Source organism: Candidatus Chlorohelix sp., from assembly GCF_037138995.1.
GTDB lineage: Bacteria > Chloroflexota > Chloroflexia > Chloroheliales > Chloroheliaceae > Chlorohelix.
The window spans coordinates 150739-166678 of the sequence record NZ_JBAXHI010000005.1; the positions used below are offsets into that span (position 1 = coordinate 150739).

The 15940-nt window shown below is 45.1% G+C and carries 16 protein-coding genes; 6 read left to right on the forward strand and 10 right to left on the reverse strand.

Annotated elements, in window-relative coordinates; translation table 11 throughout:
• Nucleotides 1–55: 55 nt before the first annotated feature.
• Nucleotides 56–2323, forward strand: coding sequence for a glycosyltransferase family 39 protein (locus WCK19_RS04250; RefSeq protein WP_342396119.1), 2268 nt, complete (start codon nt 56–58; stop codon nt 2321–2323).
• Between the two features lie 219 nt (nt 2324–2542).
• Here WCK19_RS04250 and WCK19_RS04255 read toward each other — a convergent pair whose 3' ends face one another.
• The 4 genes from WCK19_RS04255 to WCK19_RS04270 all read right to left on the reverse strand — a co-directional run bounded on the left by WCK19_RS04255 (nt 2543) and on the right by WCK19_RS04270 (nt 6628).
• Entirely contained in the window at nt 2543–3607 is a 1065-nt protein-coding gene (locus WCK19_RS04255) for an ABC transporter ATP-binding protein (protein WP_342396120.1), read from the reverse strand.
• A 74-nt stretch (nt 3608–3681) separates the two neighbouring features.
• Nucleotides 3682–4464 (reverse strand): ABC transporter permease, encoded by a 783-nt coding sequence (locus WCK19_RS04260; protein ID WP_342396121.1) that lies wholly within the window; start codon nt 4462–4464, stop codon nt 3682–3684.
• Nucleotides 4461–5363: an ABC transporter permease subunit gene (locus WCK19_RS04265; protein WP_342396122.1), complete on the reverse strand. Its 903-nt coding sequence runs from the start codon at nt 5361–5363 to the stop codon at nt 4461–4463. Before WCK19_RS04265 ends, WCK19_RS04260 begins: the two co-directional genes overlap by 4 nt.
• Nucleotides 5364–5440: 77 nt before the next feature.
• A complete protein-coding gene (locus WCK19_RS04270; RefSeq protein WP_342396123.1) occupies nt 5441–6628 on the reverse strand; it encodes an extracellular solute-binding protein in 1188 nt (395 codons plus the stop codon).
• Nucleotides 6629–7496: 868 nt separating this feature from the next.
• Here WCK19_RS04270 and WCK19_RS04275 point away from each other — a divergent pair.
• From WCK19_RS04275 to WCK19_RS04285, 3 genes are read left to right on the forward strand one after another with little or no spacing between them, the layout of a single operon-like run.
• Nucleotides 7497–7838, forward strand: a complete 342-nt coding sequence (locus WCK19_RS04275; RefSeq protein WP_342396124.1) for a hypothetical protein — start codon at nt 7497–7499, stop codon at nt 7836–7838.
• An 18-nt stretch (nt 7839–7856) separates the two neighbouring features.
• Nucleotides 7857–8057 carry a hypothetical protein gene (locus WCK19_RS04280; RefSeq protein WP_342396125.1) on the forward strand — a complete coding sequence of 67 codons (201 nt, stop codon included), beginning with the start codon at nt 7857–7859 and terminating at the stop codon, nt 8055–8057.
• Nucleotides 8054–8761 (forward strand): C39 family peptidase, encoded by a 708-nt coding sequence (locus WCK19_RS04285; RefSeq protein ID WP_342396126.1) that lies wholly within the window; start codon nt 8054–8056, stop codon nt 8759–8761. The genes WCK19_RS04280 and WCK19_RS04285 overlap by 4 nt, the downstream gene beginning before the upstream one ends.
• On the opposite strand, the gene WCK19_RS04290 is transcribed toward WCK19_RS04285, so the two are convergent.
• From WCK19_RS04290 to WCK19_RS04310, 5 genes are all read right to left on the reverse strand, one after another.
• Nucleotides 8751–9644: an alpha/beta hydrolase gene (locus WCK19_RS04290; protein WP_342396127.1), complete on the reverse strand. Its 894-nt coding sequence runs from the start codon at nt 9642–9644 to the stop codon at nt 8751–8753. The genes WCK19_RS04285 and WCK19_RS04290 overlap by 11 nt on opposite strands.
• 283 nt (nt 9645–9927) lie before the next feature.
• Complete coding sequence (rimM, locus tag WCK19_RS04295; protein WP_342396128.1) at nt 9928–10623, reverse strand: ribosome maturation factor RimM; 696 nt, start codon at nt 10621–10623, stop codon at nt 9928–9930.
• 20 nt (nt 10624–10643) lie between these two features.
• Nucleotides 10644–10874, reverse strand: coding sequence for a KH domain-containing protein (locus WCK19_RS04300; RefSeq protein WP_342396129.1), 231 nt, complete (start codon nt 10872–10874; stop codon nt 10644–10646).
• A 32-nt stretch (nt 10875–10906) separates the two neighbouring features.
• Complete coding sequence (gene rpsP / locus WCK19_RS04305; protein ID WP_342396130.1) at nt 10907–11191, reverse strand: 30S ribosomal protein S16; 285 nt, start codon at nt 11189–11191, stop codon at nt 10907–10909.
• A gap of 444 nt (nt 11192–11635) precedes the next feature.
• Complete coding sequence (locus WCK19_RS04310; RefSeq protein WP_342396131.1) at nt 11636–13225, reverse strand: SUMF1/EgtB/PvdO family nonheme iron enzyme; 1590 nt, start codon at nt 13223–13225, stop codon at nt 11636–11638.
• Nucleotides 13226–13661: 436 nt separating this feature from the next.
• Between WCK19_RS04310 and WCK19_RS04315 the strand changes: the two genes are divergently transcribed.
• Nucleotides 13662–13991 (forward strand): hypothetical protein, encoded by a 330-nt coding sequence (locus WCK19_RS04315; RefSeq protein ID WP_342396132.1) that lies wholly within the window; start codon nt 13662–13664, stop codon nt 13989–13991.
• A 221-nt stretch (nt 13992–14212) separates the two neighbouring features.
• Complete coding sequence (locus tag WCK19_RS04320; protein ID WP_342396133.1) at nt 14213–14533, forward strand: hypothetical protein; 321 nt, start codon at nt 14213–14215, stop codon at nt 14531–14533.
• Between the two features lie 79 nt (nt 14534–14612).
• Here the strand turns inward: WCK19_RS04320 and WCK19_RS04325 are convergent.
• Nucleotides 14613–15940, reverse strand: a 1328-nt coding sequence (locus WCK19_RS04325; RefSeq protein ID WP_342396134.1) for a SulP family inorganic anion transporter, incomplete at its 5' end; no start/stop codon positions are given.

A 15940-nucleotide genomic window follows, 5' to 3' on the forward strand; every position in this document is an offset into this window, starting at 1 on the left:
GGGCAATTTTCCGACAGGGAGAGTTGCTCCTTGCCTATATAAACAGAGAAAAAACATGAGCATTTTACAAGAAACGAAAATCGAAAATCAGGCTAGGCAAAGAACTGCACGCAATATTACAATATCTTGGCAACAGGTTAGTTTCGGTGGAATCTTGCTTCTTTCCGCACTCCTGAACCTTAGCTTGCTAAAAGCCGATTACTATACCAATGAATATTACTCAGCCGCAGTACGCAGCATGCTACAAAACTGGCATAATTTCTTCTTCAATGCCTACGACCCCGGCGGCTTCATAACCATAGATAAACCTCCGGTTGCCTTATGGCTTCAAACTTCCAGCGCATGGCTATTTGGCTACAATGGGGTGAGCCTAATTTTGCCATCGGCTTTGGCAGCGGTTGGCAGTGTAGCGTTACTTTATCACATGGTTAGCCGCTATTTTGGAACTATCGCCGGATTAGCCTCAGCTTTTATTCTGGCAATTACTCCGGTTTTTGTAGTAATGAGTCGCCACAACAACCCGGAGAGCTTGTTAATATTTTTCATGCTGGTAGGCGCATGGGCATTAAGCCGCGCAACCGCAAAAGGCAGCATAGCATGGCTGTCGCTGTCCACCGCAATGATAGGCGTGGCTTTTAATATCAAGATGCTGGAAGCATTTATAGCGCTACCGGCATTTTATCTGGTATATTTGCTGCTTGCTCCGGTTAAATGGTGGAAACGAATAATCCATCTTGTGCTACCAACCATAATTTTGGCAGCGGTTTCGCTCTCTTGGGCAGTAGTGGTGGATTTAACCCCCACCGACCAGCGTCCGTACATCGGTAGCAGCTCAACTAATTCGGTTTTGAACCTGATTTTTGACTATAACGGGCTGAATCGAATTGAAAGCCAAAATGCAGGAAACGCCGGAAACAGAAACGGCAATCCTCCAGTAGGATTTCCCCAACCGAGCGGCAATCAACCTACTGATGGCGTTAGGGGTAACCCACCCCCAGTAAATAACGGCAACACCAGACCGGGCGGTGGCGGTATGAACGGGGTAATTGCCGGGCAAGCCGGACCGTTCAGAATGTTCGATTCTTCATTGGCAGGAGAGGCGGGTTGGTTGCTACCGCTGGCACTCGTCGGGATAGCGCTTGCCGCAATTCAGTATCGGCGGAGATTTCCAGCCGGACAAATCCGCAGGCAGCGTTATCAGAACTTGCTACTGTGGAGCGGTTGGCTTCTAACCTTCATGGCAGTTTTCAGTATGGCGGGGGGTATCTTCCATAGTTACTATCTGGTTATGCTGTCGCCCGGAATAGCCGCGCTAGGCGGAATTGCGTTAGAAGCGTTATGGTACGCTTACCGCAAGGGTAGTTGGCAAAGATTACTTTTGCCATTGGTATTTTTAGCAACGGCGATATTCCAGTTCAATATTTTGAGTTTGTATTCCGATTGGAATCGCACACTATCGCTGGCAGTATTTGGCATAGAATTAATCTGTGCGGTAGCCTTGCTTGCCTTGACGATATTGGTTCGCCCACTTTCAAACAAATTGGCAAGTATTATTGCAGGGGTTGGGTTTGCAGGGCTTTGCGCTACACCGCTAGTATGGTCTATAAATGCAATTCTGAATAAGTCCTATACTAACGAAACCTTGCCAACTGCCGTACCCACAGGTAGTAATACTTCCAACGGAGGTATTAACCTGTTAAATAATTTGCTGAAAAACTGGAATATGTGGCTAACTATTCTAGTTGTAGCGTTGGTAAGTCTAGTAACTATAATGTTGCTTGTTCGGTTTGCACTCAAGAACGCAAGAATCCTCCAGACTTACGGCAAAGCGCTAACCATCGCCACGCTGATAATAATAGCGAGTCTGGGTATTTCGCTATCATTCGGAGCGTTACCGCCCGCTTCGGCTACTAACGCCGCGCCGATTTCTTCAGGTATGATTGGCAATCCAACAATGGAACTTAAAGCAACCGACCAATTGTTGGCATATCTTGAGGCAAATCGGGGTAATAGCGCCTATTTACTTGTCACTACTTCAAGCCAGAATGCATCAGCGATAATTATAAATACCGGGCAGCCCGTAATGGCGTTGGGCGGTTTTATGGGTAGCGACCAGACCGTAACCGCGCAACAATTCGCGCAAATGGTTAAAAACAATGTGGTTCGGTTTGTGCTGCTCGATAATAGCGGAGGCTTGGGACGGAGCAGCAGCCAATCTGTCACAGGCTGGGTACAACAAAACTGCTCGACAGTAAGTTCACAGGTCTGGTCCGGCAGCACAAGCGTAAATAGTCAGGGGCAGTTATACAAGTGCGCTGCCTGATAGATATTGCCAGAAAACCGGGCGTGTACATCCACGCCCATACTAATTAAAACCCACGTTGGAGGTAGGTCGATGCGGGAGTTCAGCTGTTCCAAGTAATTCAGAACGGCATTTTTTTATTCGCCAAATTCTACTCATAATGAACGCTAACAAAAAATTATATAGCTACACTGGAATATTTTGACTTGCCACGGCTTGTAAAAGGTTTGACATTGGTTCTTAGGAACCTTTCAGTACCAAACAAGCTTCTTTTGGAAAAGAGACTTGGATTTCAGTTCCTACCTCCGGTAGCTTCAGATGGCGGGAATTAAAAATATCCATCTCCAAAGTTTTATCAGCCAATTGCAACCGTACCCGAACCACTGCTCCCAGAAATGACACTTGGTTTATAGAAACCGGGATAGTATTGTGGCTCTCCACCAAATTAGAACCAATTTCAAGGTTTTCAGGACGCACTGCTACGCTGATGTCAACTCCACTGTGATGGTTAAGCGGTTCAGCAGTATATACATGGTGTCCGGCTATTTCCAACTCCCCCTTGTCAGCGTTTATTACTTTCGCGGACAGAATATTTAATGTGCCAACAAACGAAGCCACAAAGCTGGTGGATGGGTAGTTATAGATTTCAAAAGGGGTACCGATTTGCTCAATCCGCCCTTTGCTCATAACTACTATACGGTCAGAAAGTGACAACGCTTCTTCTTGGTCGTGTGTGACATAGATTGTGGTAATACCAAGCCGCTGCTGAATCGCCCGCAACTCATTGCGTAGAGAGATGCGAATCTTGGCATCAAGCGCGGAAAGTGGTTCATCTAACAGTAGTAAGCGTGGCTCGATAGCTAATGCCCGTGCTAAAGCAACTCGCTGCTGCTGTCCACCAGACAGTTGGTGCGGATAGCGTCTGCCTAATGCTGGTAAATCGACAAGGTGTAGCATTTCTTCAACTCGACTACGGATTTTAGTCGCTGGTTTACCGACTACCCGCAGCCCAAATCCGATGTTATCGGCGACGGTCATATTGGGGAAAAGCGCGTAGGATTGGAACACCATACCGATTTGACGACGGTTTGGCGGTTGGTTTGTGATATTCACTCCACCAACCCTAATTTCCCCTTCTGTTGGCTGTTCAAAGCCAGCTATCATTCTAAGAGTTGTTGTTTTGCCGCAACCGCTCGACCCGAGAAATGAAATGAACTCGCCTTTCTCTGCTTGTAAATTAAAATGCTCAACTGCTGCGGTTGCTCCGAAGCTCTTGCGAATGTTTATTAGTTCAAGAAAAGACATAATTGTTATCCTGTATTATAAGCTTCCAAGCGAAAAATGATACTGAGAAGCGTGGCTCAAGCGCAAATTCGTTGTTAACGGGTACCAGCGAGTTGTCCTTGTTCTTGCGAACCGCGACTTAAAAGCTGGATTAGACCGATACAAATCCAAGTCAAACCAAAGCTGATGATTGCGAGCGCTGCTGGTTCATATGCGCGATTTTGACCTATTAACGCTAGATATGGGCCGAAGGTGGGCCAATTGAGCATAGTTGCCATCGTGAACTCGCCTAACACAATAGCAAAGGTTAGAAAAGCGCCGTTCAGCAAGGAAACGCGCAAGTTGGGAAAGATAACACGAAACAATATAGTCAGCCAACTTGCGCCCAAACTTTGCGCCGCCTCAGTGAGCGAGCGCACATCAATAGCGCGTAAACCGGTGTCCACTGCACGGTACATATAAGGGAAAGAAAGTACCACATAGCCCGCAACCAGCAAAGCCGGGGTGGATACCAGTACAATCGGTGGGCGGCTATAGATGCGAATCAGACCGAATACCAGCACAATCGGTGGAATGACAAACGGTAGCAATGTTATGAACTCAATCACCGGGCGTAACTGTGGCAGCTTGAGATGCACCCAGAAAGCCGTAGGCACTATCAATATTAAACTAACAACGATGGTGGCGAGCGCTAGAGCTACCGAATAGACGAATGAATCACGGAATTGTGGGTCGCTCAATACGTAATTGTAGGAGTCGAAGCTGTACTCGCCGCGCCGCTCCCGTAACGAAAATTCAAAGGTGGCGAACAGAGGCAAGAGAAAGTAAATCGCGCCTAGTAAAATCATCATAATGGGCCAGAAACGCTGTTTTTTCATTGAATCCACCTCGCCGTGCGGCGTTGCAACAGCATGCTGATGCCGATTGACACTGCCATAATCACGACCATACCCATTGCCAGCGCATAGCCTAGATTGGGGTTATGCAGCACATCGCCGCGTATTTGCGCCCCGATTTGGATGGGTACCAAGTTCAGCGTACCTCCGGTAAGCGCGAAAGCGGTAGCATATGCGCCGAAAGCGTTGCCGAATAACAATACACCAGCGCCAAGTAACGCCGGACCGAGAATAGGCAAGGCTACATAGCGCCAATACTGAAAGGATGTAGCACCTAGGTTTTCCGCCGCCTCACGCCATTGGCTTTTCAACCCATCAATAGCGGGGGCAATAATTAATACCATTAAAGGGAACTGGAAATACATATAGGTCAGGCTTAAGCCCCAAAAAGTATAGAGACTGAAACCTGTATCGTAGAGATTTACACCCAACATATTCTTGAGCAGCACTGTGATGAAGCCAGTACGTCCTAGTGTGGCGATAAAGGCAAAAGCCAATGGTATGCCGGCAAAGTTTGAGGCTACGCCGGAGAAGGTCATCAATGCGCCCCGTACCCACGATGGTAGCCCACCTCTAATTGAGGCATAAGCCAGCCCAAAACCAAAAATAACGCCGCCAAGGGCTGTAACCGCGCTAACCTGAATGCTCAACCAATAGGAATTGAGGATGAATGGTTGGAACAGATTTCCGATGTTTGCTAGAGTGAAGTTGCCCGTCTCATCTTGAAAGCTTCCGATCAACAAATTGAACGAGGGTAAGATTAGGAAAAGCAAGGCGAAGGTGAGAAATGGCACTACTCCAAGCCATTCCAAGCGCACCTTCCGCTTTCGAGGACGTGCGGCAGGTTGCTTTACATTTTTTTCTAAAACTTTATCTACCATTGAGTTTCCTGATTTTTGTGGTAAAAAGTATCTCCAAGACCTATCAAATAAATAGGTCTTGGAGATGGAGAGCTAAACTACTTTACGTTTGCGCCTACAGTGCTGTCCCAGCTTTTGGTAATCAGGGCAGTAGCTTTGCTGTACTGATCAAGTGTAGGGAACTGAGCGGTGGCGTAGTTGGCAGCCGGTGGTAGCTTGGCTGCTACATCCGCAGGAATGGCATTGCGGCTTGCCAAATCGTTATAGCGGATTGGGTGGCAATAGCCCTTCAGCCAGCCAAGTTGTCCGGCATCGGAGTAGAGATATTCCATCCAAAGTTTGGCAGCGTTAGGGTGTGGGGCATATGCGCTAATGGCTTGCACGTAAACTCCAGCCAACACGCCTTTGGTAGGCACTACAACGGAGATGGGCGGGTTGCCCTTCAGCGAATCCTTAGCAGCCAGGGCATTGTAATCCCAGCCCAGTACGATAGGCGTTTCGCCAGAAGCAAGAGTGGCGCCTTTAGCGATTACCGGCACGAAATTGCCAGCTTTGTTCAAACTTGCGAAGAAGTCAATACCGGCTTGGGCATTATCGAGGGAACCACCCTGAGCTAGAGCCACTGCATACACCCCAGCGATAGCCTGAGCAGCGGTGCGTGGGTCGCCGGACAACGCAACTTTACCCTTGTATTCGGGTTTAAGTAGGTCTGCCCATTCCGCAGGCGCGTTCTTTACGACATCGGTGTTGACAGACATCGCCATCACGCCGTAATAATCACCATACCAATAGCCCTCGGCATCTTTAGCGCTGTCGGGGATAGTAGCCCAAGTGGAAACCTTGTAGGGCTGTATCAGGTTAGCGGCTTTAGCTTGAGGTCCAAACGCTAGACCGACATCTATTACGTCCGGTGCCTGGGGTCCTTTGTTCTGAGTGTTAGCTTTGATTGCCTCGATTTCATCGCCAGAGCTGCCGTCGGGGTTAAGCTCGGTCACTTGCAAGCCATATTTCTGCTTGAAATTGGTGATTAAATCACCGTAACCACACCAATCGTGCGGTAAAGCGATGGTGGTTAGTGAACCTTCTTGCTTGGCAGCCGCAATAAGCTGATCCAAATTTCCAGCAGTGGTGGTGGCAGCTACGGAACTCTTGGCAGCGGTGGTAGCGGCAGCAGGGGTTGCCGGAACGGGAGTTGCGGTATTATCGCCACACGCTGAAAGAACTAGAGTCAAGATAGCGGTAAGAACCAGAGTCATTCTCAAATGACTGGCTTTGCGTTTAAGCACTTGTTTCTCCTCCTGAGTTCAATTTCAAGCAATCAACAAAAATTCTTTGAAGGTCTCCAAGTTTTTGAATCAGAACTCGGAAAACTGGCACAACAAAAATTCCTACTCCGTTAAACAGCCGGAAGACAAAAAACATCTTTGTTTTTGCATCAGGGAAAACTTCAGGTTCCCGAAGCGAATTAACCCGTATCTTTCAAGCCTGAAAAAGCGAGCTATTTTGCAATAAAAATAGGCTTCAAAGAGAGCATACCTGAGTAATAATAACTGGTAGTAGTTAACGTGGAATTAATAGGGTTTTAATAGGTTGTAAAATTCTATACTATTTGCACGTTCTTTAGTCCATGCACATCAATCAGGGTTTCACCCCACTTTAGCAACAACGGAATAGACTGACACAATTTCCAGATGCCTGCTTACAAGTTATTGAGCGCTGTCTTATTCTATTCCGTTGAATTTTGCAGAATTTCTTAAGTGGGTTGGAATACTGATAATAACAGTGGATCACACTGTAACTGGTTTTCTTCCACAGTCAGCTAACCCAAGTCCCAGCATTCCTTCTGTTTCTAGAAAGTGAATCCACACAAATTAATAACTTTGGCTTAATTATTCACCCAATTCATAAAGCTTCACAAAGCACAATTTAAGATTTCGAGGCATTTTTATGCTAAAATTCGTATGATTTTAGCATCGGCGCTATTAGATTTTTCAGTGAGGAGAAGACAAAAATGAGCAAACCTCAAGTTATTCCCGGAGCAGAGCCGTTTTACTCTAATTATTGAAAAATTGTTCTTGTAAGGTTACAATGTTCAGGTAATCACCAAAAAGAGAACGTTTCCCCTAAAAATGTATTCAGAAAGGTAATCAGGCAATGCAGCCATTAGATGATGAACAGGATGCCGATACAGTTGATACTGTACTATTGATGGTACACAAGCGCATTCGCAAGAATGAGGGCTATAAACTAGATAGTGTGGAAGTGTTTAAGGCGCTGGAGCAAAACGGTTACCCACTTACTGAGCGTGAAGTGCTGGATAGCCTGACACAACTCAAGAATTCAAAACTTATTCGCGCCTACGATGATTCTACCGATATAGATTCATCTACGGGTAGGCGCATCCACAAAAAAGTGATGCGCTATTGGCATATAGAAATTACTCCCGAAGGGGCAATGCGTGCCAGTAGTGTTATGAACCGTTACCGCAACGGCTAAAATAGAAGATTCTGATAAATGTCAAAGCAAAGTTCAGGGCAACCTCCGAAGCAACTTAACCAGAAGTCTTCATCCAGTAAAGGTTTTTTTGAAACCAAACGCCAATTAGACAAGCAACCTAAAGCAAACCCTTTTGAGGACAGGTTACTGGTAGGTTGTCTTGGTATGATTGTGGTGTTAGGTCTGATTTTCCTGTTAATGGGGTTTTTGGTTAAATGAAACGCCAGTCTAATTTCAGTTTTTTAAATATGCTGATATTGCTGGGCTTTATAGGGCTGGCGTTGTTAATAATAAGCAGTATGTTGAACCGGAAAGAAAGCGATAAAGTTGCTTTTTTTGGCGGTGAATCTGGTGGACTATTTCAGGCACAAGTAGCCGGAATATCTGCTGATTTGGGCGAGTTAATGCTGCCGGCTTTTTCCCAACGTGATCGCCAACAATATCTCAATGAGGATGAGTATAAGTTGTGGAGCGCCAGCGCATGCTCTGCCACTGCTACTGCCGCTCTACTCAATGGGCTTGGCAAGCCAATACGTACTAGCGATGTACTGGCTATTATGCGTGAAAATAATGCCATCCGTCCTGAAAGTGGTTTGTACGACTATTCCGTGTTCAAGAAGATTGGGGATCGTTTTAACTTACGCACAGATTATCGGGAGGGCGGAGATTTAAACAGCCACTTTAATTCTATTATTACCAATTTGAAAAACGGCATACCCGTAATAATCAACGTTATAGATGCACAATTTTTTCCAAACGGGCATTTTGTTGCGGCATTTCGCTATAATTCCGATGATACTGTGAGCATGGTTAACCCTGACCCTCTTCCGGGTCGTCCGGTAATTCAGAATTGGAATCAGTCTGCTCTGAAAACCTATTTTAGCCGTTCTCCAAGAAGTGCCGCATTTTTTCCTAAACCTTAGCTTCGTTCAAAAACTCCAGCAAAAGCTTGTTAAATTCGTTGGCTTTTTCAAGTTGTGGAATGTGTCCACATTCTTCAAATATATGCAAGCGCGAGTTTTTCAGCATCCCTTTGGCTATTTCGGCACAGCTAATATTAATAATACGATCTTGTCTGCCCCAAACAATCAAGGTAGGCTTCTTATTTTCTGGAACTTGCTCAATTAAGCCGGTAAGACGCATGCTTAAAGAAGGATAGTTCTGGTTTAACGCTTTGAGTGCGTTGATTTGTTCCGGCATTGTCAGCAAACGAACACCTTCTTTTAATTTTGCATCGTCCGGCAAAAACTTTTTATCATGATAAGCTTGAGCAAAGAAGGTTTTAATCAAGCGTGGGCTACCGAGCGCTTTAAGTTGAATTGCCTGAATGGGTTTAAACCAAGGCTTGCCGCTGGCATTCATCAGCCATGTATCGGTGATAAAACCGTCAGTATCCACCAATACAAACTTGCGAATGTATTGCGGATAAAAGATTGCAAAGGCAAGGTTATGTTTACCCCCCATGCTGTGTCCTACCAAATCAAAGTTTTCCAGTTCCATCGCAAGCGCAAAATCTCGTAAGAAGTCGGCAAAGAAGTATAACGAGTAGGCGCGAGTACCCTTATCGGATAAGCCGAATCCAGCCCAATCCAACGCGATGAAACGCAAAGGTTTGGGCGAGTTTTGCGCCAGAGGCAGCAGATTTGCTTGCCAATCTCTAACCGAGCTTAAAAACCCATGCGTGAGAATAACAACGGGCGCATCTGGCGGACCTGCTTCTATATAATGGGTACGAATGCCGGATTGCAGGGTTATATATTTGCTTTCAAGTCTATCGTCTAGTTTTGGAAGTGTAGATTCTATCAAGGTTTAAGCCTCACTTAAAATAATCTTTAGGGTATAAGAATTCCCACTCTTTTAAGAGTAAATTATAACCCATAAATAGGATGGTTACGCAAGAAGTGGATAAAATTAAAGCAGTTTTTTTGTATATATTGGTGTTGGCACTTTTATTCGCGCCTGCCCTATTGTTATAGTTGGATTGGTGGTTTGCTTGGACTGTTTTTCTTTTATTTCAGCATTAATAAAATAGCACGACAGGAATAAGTCGAAGAAGAATCAATAAGGGCAGGAGACCTGAATAATGCGGCTAGATTAACCCTTCGATAAGGTTGATTGTTAGGCGTTGGTTCTCCAAATCAATCTCGCGGATGAAATCCTCAACGGCGGGAATAAGCACAGGATTTGGTGATAAGGGACCCTTTACCTCGTAAACATCGTTGGCAGGATACTCCAATACATTAATCACCTCGCCCACATACTCGCCTTTTTCAGAATAAACTTTCAAGCCGATTAGCTGGAAAAGGTAGTATTCGCCTTCGGGCAGCGGAACTACATCACCGCGTGGTACTGATACAGTGTAGCCACGCAATTCTTCAGCCTGTTCGATTTTGGTTAGTCCTTCAAAGCGAATAACCACTTGTTTTTCATTCTGTACACGCGCCGAAAGAACTTTATAAGCGGTGCGAGGCGCATCCGGCAGCGCCCCGGAAGGTAATAACCACGCTTCCTGTAAGCGTTCAAAACGCTCCGGGAAATCGGTGCGTATGCTGGCTTTTACTGCACCGCGCAAGCCAAAAGTCGCAACGATTTGTGCTATCGTTATAAAATCGGTGCTAAAAAGCTCGATTTCAGGTTTGGCAGGTACAATATTGGTAAGTTTAGGAGAAATTGCTTCTTCAATCTTAGCAGGGCGGTTGCTAGGACGAGAAGCACGTTTTGGGTGAGGCGCACCCTGTTTCGCTTTGGAATGGAAATAGGGGCGCGCCCCTTTTTTTTGTGGCATCAGAACTCCGGTTATTAAGATTAGGACTGGATTTCCAGTGTGGCACGCTTGTTTTCACGAGCAGCCGCTACTGATAGCAAGGTACGCAAAGATTTGGCAATTTTTCCTTGCTTTCCGATTACCTTACCCATATCTTCCGGCGCGACTGAAAGTTTTATAATTATCGAGCGGCTGCTATCAATCTGACGGACATGCACTTCCTGCGGGTTATCCACCAGTGATTGTGCCACATAAAGGATGAGATCTTTCACCAGATATCTCCTTGCCACTAGGGCAAATTTAATTACTTGGAATCTGCGGCTACGTATTCGCCTTTGGGATGCCCTTTGAACTCAACACCATTCCGGCGGAGAATACCAGCGGCGGCTGCGGTGGGCTGTGCGCCAACGCTAATCCAATATTTTGCACGCTCGGCATTTAACTGAACAGTTTCAGTTGCGCCGATAGGGTTATATGTTCCGATTGTTTCGATGAAGCGACCGTTACGAGCAGAAGCACTTTCAGTGACCACCAAGCGGTACACTGGCATCTTCTTACGACCCAACCTCATCAACCTAATTTTTACCACGAGATTCTTTCCTCCGGATAATCTTTATGCCTATACATAAAAAAACCACGCAATCTTGCGAACGTTAATTATACTCGATGGTTTGGCTGAAGTCAATTCCATCTAAATTCGGGGTGTGCCTATCTTGGAAGAGGTGAATTTTAATTTTGCCAAACATCTGAGGCTGCTTAACAATAGCAAAAATCTATTATAGCATGCTACCTCTGCATTACTAGGCACTCCCCACCTTTCCGACAGGGAAAATGCGTTTGAAAATAGCTGCCCCCTCTAATGACCTTACAGTGAACCTGAAATTATTTTAAATTGATACACTTGCTGTATCACGATACGAGAAGTTTGAGCTAAACGCATAATCCCTGCCCTTTCCGACCTTGCAACCGCCCTGTAAAAATAATAGGGGATTCTAATAAATATGATCATTGTGGTAGATTTCACATATAAGTATTACGGATTACGGGCGCAACGGAAACCTAAAGTATCGTTGGTGGAATCGGGACGGTCAATGCGCCATGCAACATGGAGATAACCGGGGCGAGTTGCCCAACCTCCTCCTCGCTTAGAGTGCTGGACTTTCTGCCCATCAATGGGCGCGTTAAACGGGTTTCTAAGCGGCGCGGTTCGGTAGAAATCGGGATTATAGGCATCAGCAATCCACTCCGAAACGTTGCCCAATGTATCATAAAGCCCGTAATAGCTTTTACCTGCCGGGAATTTGCCAACTTCTTTCAACCCTTTTATATGGGTATCGCCATTAGGAAGAAGTTCAACCCAATTTCCGGCATTGGGATTCCACTCGTTGCCCCAAGGGTAGAGATTGCCTACTGGTCCACGTGTGGCTTTTTCCCACTCCGCATCGGTGGGCAAACGCTTTTTATTATCCCAAGCACAATAACTTTGCGCGTCTTCAAAGGAAATATGCACTACTGGATAATTTGGCTGAGTCACTGAGGTTGTACCGGGACCGCCCGGCATACTCCAATAAGCCCCTTTCACAGTTGCGTACTGATTAGTATTATTATTGAATACCTCGCTCTGTCCGGCTTTTTCGGCGGTAGTAACATAGCCGGTTGCTTTTACAAAGCGTTCAAACTGAGCGTTTGTGACCTCGTAAACGTCAATATAAAACGCGCTTAAATATACCTGACGATGAGGCAAGCCCGGCTTAGGGTCATCTAGCAGTTCATCGGTAAAAAAGTCTATCTGGCAATCAGGTTTAGGGATTACACTGCAAAGGGCGGCAAATTTTTGTAATTCTTCAAGGGTACTGCCCTGTATAAAGTTTCCTTCCGGGATGAACGCCATATTATCAACGATAACTGAAAGGGGGTTAGTCGTACTAGCGACAAGACCGGGCGTTAAAAGCAAGGCTAGACTACCAAGCAAGGCTGTTACTAAAAGAACCGTGACAGTTATTATTACAATTGGGGTGACGCCCCATCGCTGGATAAAAAAAACATCTTGACGGCGCGATACAGGCTTTGGTTCGGGTTCTGGACGTAACAACAGAAAACTGCTAGTTTCTGGCTCTTTCTCGAATAAAGGGGCAGTCTCTTCCGGTTCGATTTCTACTAAAATACTGCTCGATTGCGCTTCGGATTCTTCCGGTTCGCTTTTGCCAAATTCACTATCAGACGATTTGGTGAGAAAAGAATCATCTGCTTTGATTATAGCAACGGACTCGGATTTTTCAGTTGTAGTGGATTCGATTTTAGTTTCTTCAAACTGTATTTGCTCTGCATCAAACCGTTCTCTGTAGCCTCTGTAGTTATTCCGCTCGGCGGCTAACTGCCAAAATTCCCCCGCTTCTACTAGGCTTGTGATGACTTTGCGACTCATAAATAAGCCGATCAATTTATAAGTGTTTTTTTCGTCCGGCGCGTATTTGCCATGAATCCACCCGCTTACGGATTTGGTATCTTTCATGCCAACTAAACGCGCTAGAACGGTATTGTTAAGATTTGCTTTCGCGCTATAGTCCTGTATGAGTTTGCCAAGTTCGTTTAGCTTATTGTAGTTAGAATCAGTATTTTGCATATTACTCAAGGCATGAAAATAATAATAACTTTGATTTAGCCGAATATAGTATAAGGCACGAAATAAGGAATAAAATAGGGAACAAAGATTGGAATGAAAATGTCGAAAATATTCGATAAATATACTAGAATTATCAAGGGTTTGGCTAATTATTTAGCGACAATACTTATATTAACTGTTCGATTCAAACAGCCTGTGCGAGTTGTGCGAGCGAATGAGTTTGTTTGCTTGTGAATTATAACATGAAGCTAATGATTATTTAAATCCTTTTTATGAAACTCTACGTATTGCGCAAACAAATAATAATTATGCGTCTTTATTATATAATGCTCTTCTCTTCTAGTGAAATCCTGAATCATCCATTTTTTCGCATTTAAAATAAATGTTCCAAGTTTTTTAGTAACATGGTTTTAGCAAACGCAAAGGAAATAAGGATATGATTATATCAGGTAAGCAACTGGAAGAATATCAAACGCTGATTAAAAATTTGGTAGAACAAGGAAATACTCGCAATTCGATTGTCACAATATTAAAGAAACAGAAATTCAACTCTCTGGTTAGTCGTGATTTGATAACCGCCATGATGGTTTATGCACTCGCTGCTGCAACTGCGGGAGATTCGGGCGACATTAAAGCCTCCACCTATTCCAGCCAAATATTCGAACGCGCTAGAGTCGTTGCCGATATACTCGGTCAAAGCATACCAGAAAGGCTTGATATTTTGCTGTCAGAAATTTATCTAGCACACAATTTCTCACTCAACTGAGTGCCAATAATGAATGGGATTGTATCGGCAAAGTGCAGTCCCTTGTCGCATTGGTTAATCCGTTTCAGCTTCAGCATAACTTTTGCTTTGTCTGATAATCTGCTCTTTCTGCATTCTTTTTATCTCTTCAAGGGTCTTTAATATTAAGAACCCAATATGGCAAATGGAGTATAGCAGAAAGACAATCAAAATAAAGCCTGCCACCATTACAATTGTCAGGCATGATTACATCAAGTAAGCAACTGGAAGAGTATCAATTACTGATTAACAAATTGGTAGAGCAAGGGAATAATCGCAAGGCGATTGTCGCAATCTTAAAGAAACAGGAATTCAACTTTCTGGTTAGTCGTAATTTGATAACTGCGATGATGGTTTATGCGCTTGCTACTGCGACTGCGGGAGGGTCGAGCAATACCACCTATTCCAATCAAATATTCGAACGTACCCGTATCGTTGCAGAAATTCTTGGTCATTGCATACCTGACAGGCTTGACCATTTGCTGTCAGAAATTGATGAATCCTATAAGTGTAAGCGTAACTGATTTTAAGGGATTGCACTCTTAAAACAAAAAGTCGAAGGGTTTTAAAATCCTTCGACCTGTCGTTAAGCTAAAGCTAGGGTTATTTCAGTTTTACCACCCCAAAAGGTAGCTCATCCTGCGTTTCATCTTCCTTCTCAGCTACTTTACGTCCGGGTTGCCATTCACAGGAAGGATCTTCGGTAAGCAATTCGGTCGCTTTTATGATAGCCTGATCCGCGCCCCAACAAATTTTGTCCGACCCTATAGAGTCAACCAATCCGGCGCGTTCCATCATACGTAGCACCTGTGGTTGCAAGCCCGTGAGAAAAAGCAACCCTCCTTTTTTAAGCTGGTCATGCCAGATATTCTCAATGGCATGTAGTCCAGAAGCATCAATAACTGGCACGCCACGCATGGAGAGAATTAACGCGCTACTCGGCGACAAGTTCTCCAAGCGTTCGGTAAACTGGCTGGCAGCCCCAAAAAAGAGCGTGCCGCTGATATAAACCACCCTGATGCCGCTCAATTCGTTGCTAACCTTTAACCCGGCAGCTCGTAATCGTTCCCAATCCACGTCAGTAGGTACAATATCAAGACTTGCTACTTGGCTAATAAATAGCAGTAGGCTAAACACTATACCAATCAAAATTGCTTGCGTAAGGTCGAAAGTTACAGTGGAAATCATGGTAACAAGCAAAACCAGAGCAGGGCTTTTGAGGCGGCGCTTGAAGTAGAATTTTATCAAATGCCATTCGTTCATACGCCATGCCGTTACCATTAGCACTCCCGAGAGGGCAGATAATGGAATTTGACCGATTAGGCTACCCAGTAAAAGGGCGCTTGCCAATAATGTCGCGGAATGGATAAAGCTAACCATTCTCGTAACGCCACCCGCTTTAACTCCCACGCTAATACGGGCAATAGCAGCAGTAGCCGGTACACCACCCACAAAAGGTAGCAGCATATTCCCTACACCCTGCGCTATCAACTCCTGATTCGCGTCAAGCTTTTTTCCAGTCATACGCCCTGCTACTACCCCCGCCAGTAGGCTCTCGATTGCACCCAGCGCCGCAATGGCGGAAGCCGGAGCAAGTAGTTCGCCAATCTGCGAAAAGCGATTAGGGTCAATAGTGAAGTGTTCATCAAGAATGATAGTGGCAGGTACTTTACCTATAAGCGCCACGTTCCAGTTCAATAGCCAAGCTACAAGCGAGGAAAGCGCGATTCCCAATAGGGCGGCAGGTACTTTAGCGGTAAGCTTTACCTTGGGAAGCGCAAGCATCACCGCCATTACAATTAGTCCGCATGCAATCGAAGACCAGTTTATGCTTGGTATTGTCTCGGTGAAATAACCGATGATTTTCAGCGTTGTGGTATCCGCGCCTTTGGTTTTTACGCCCAGAAAATTATCTATCTGCCCTACAAAAA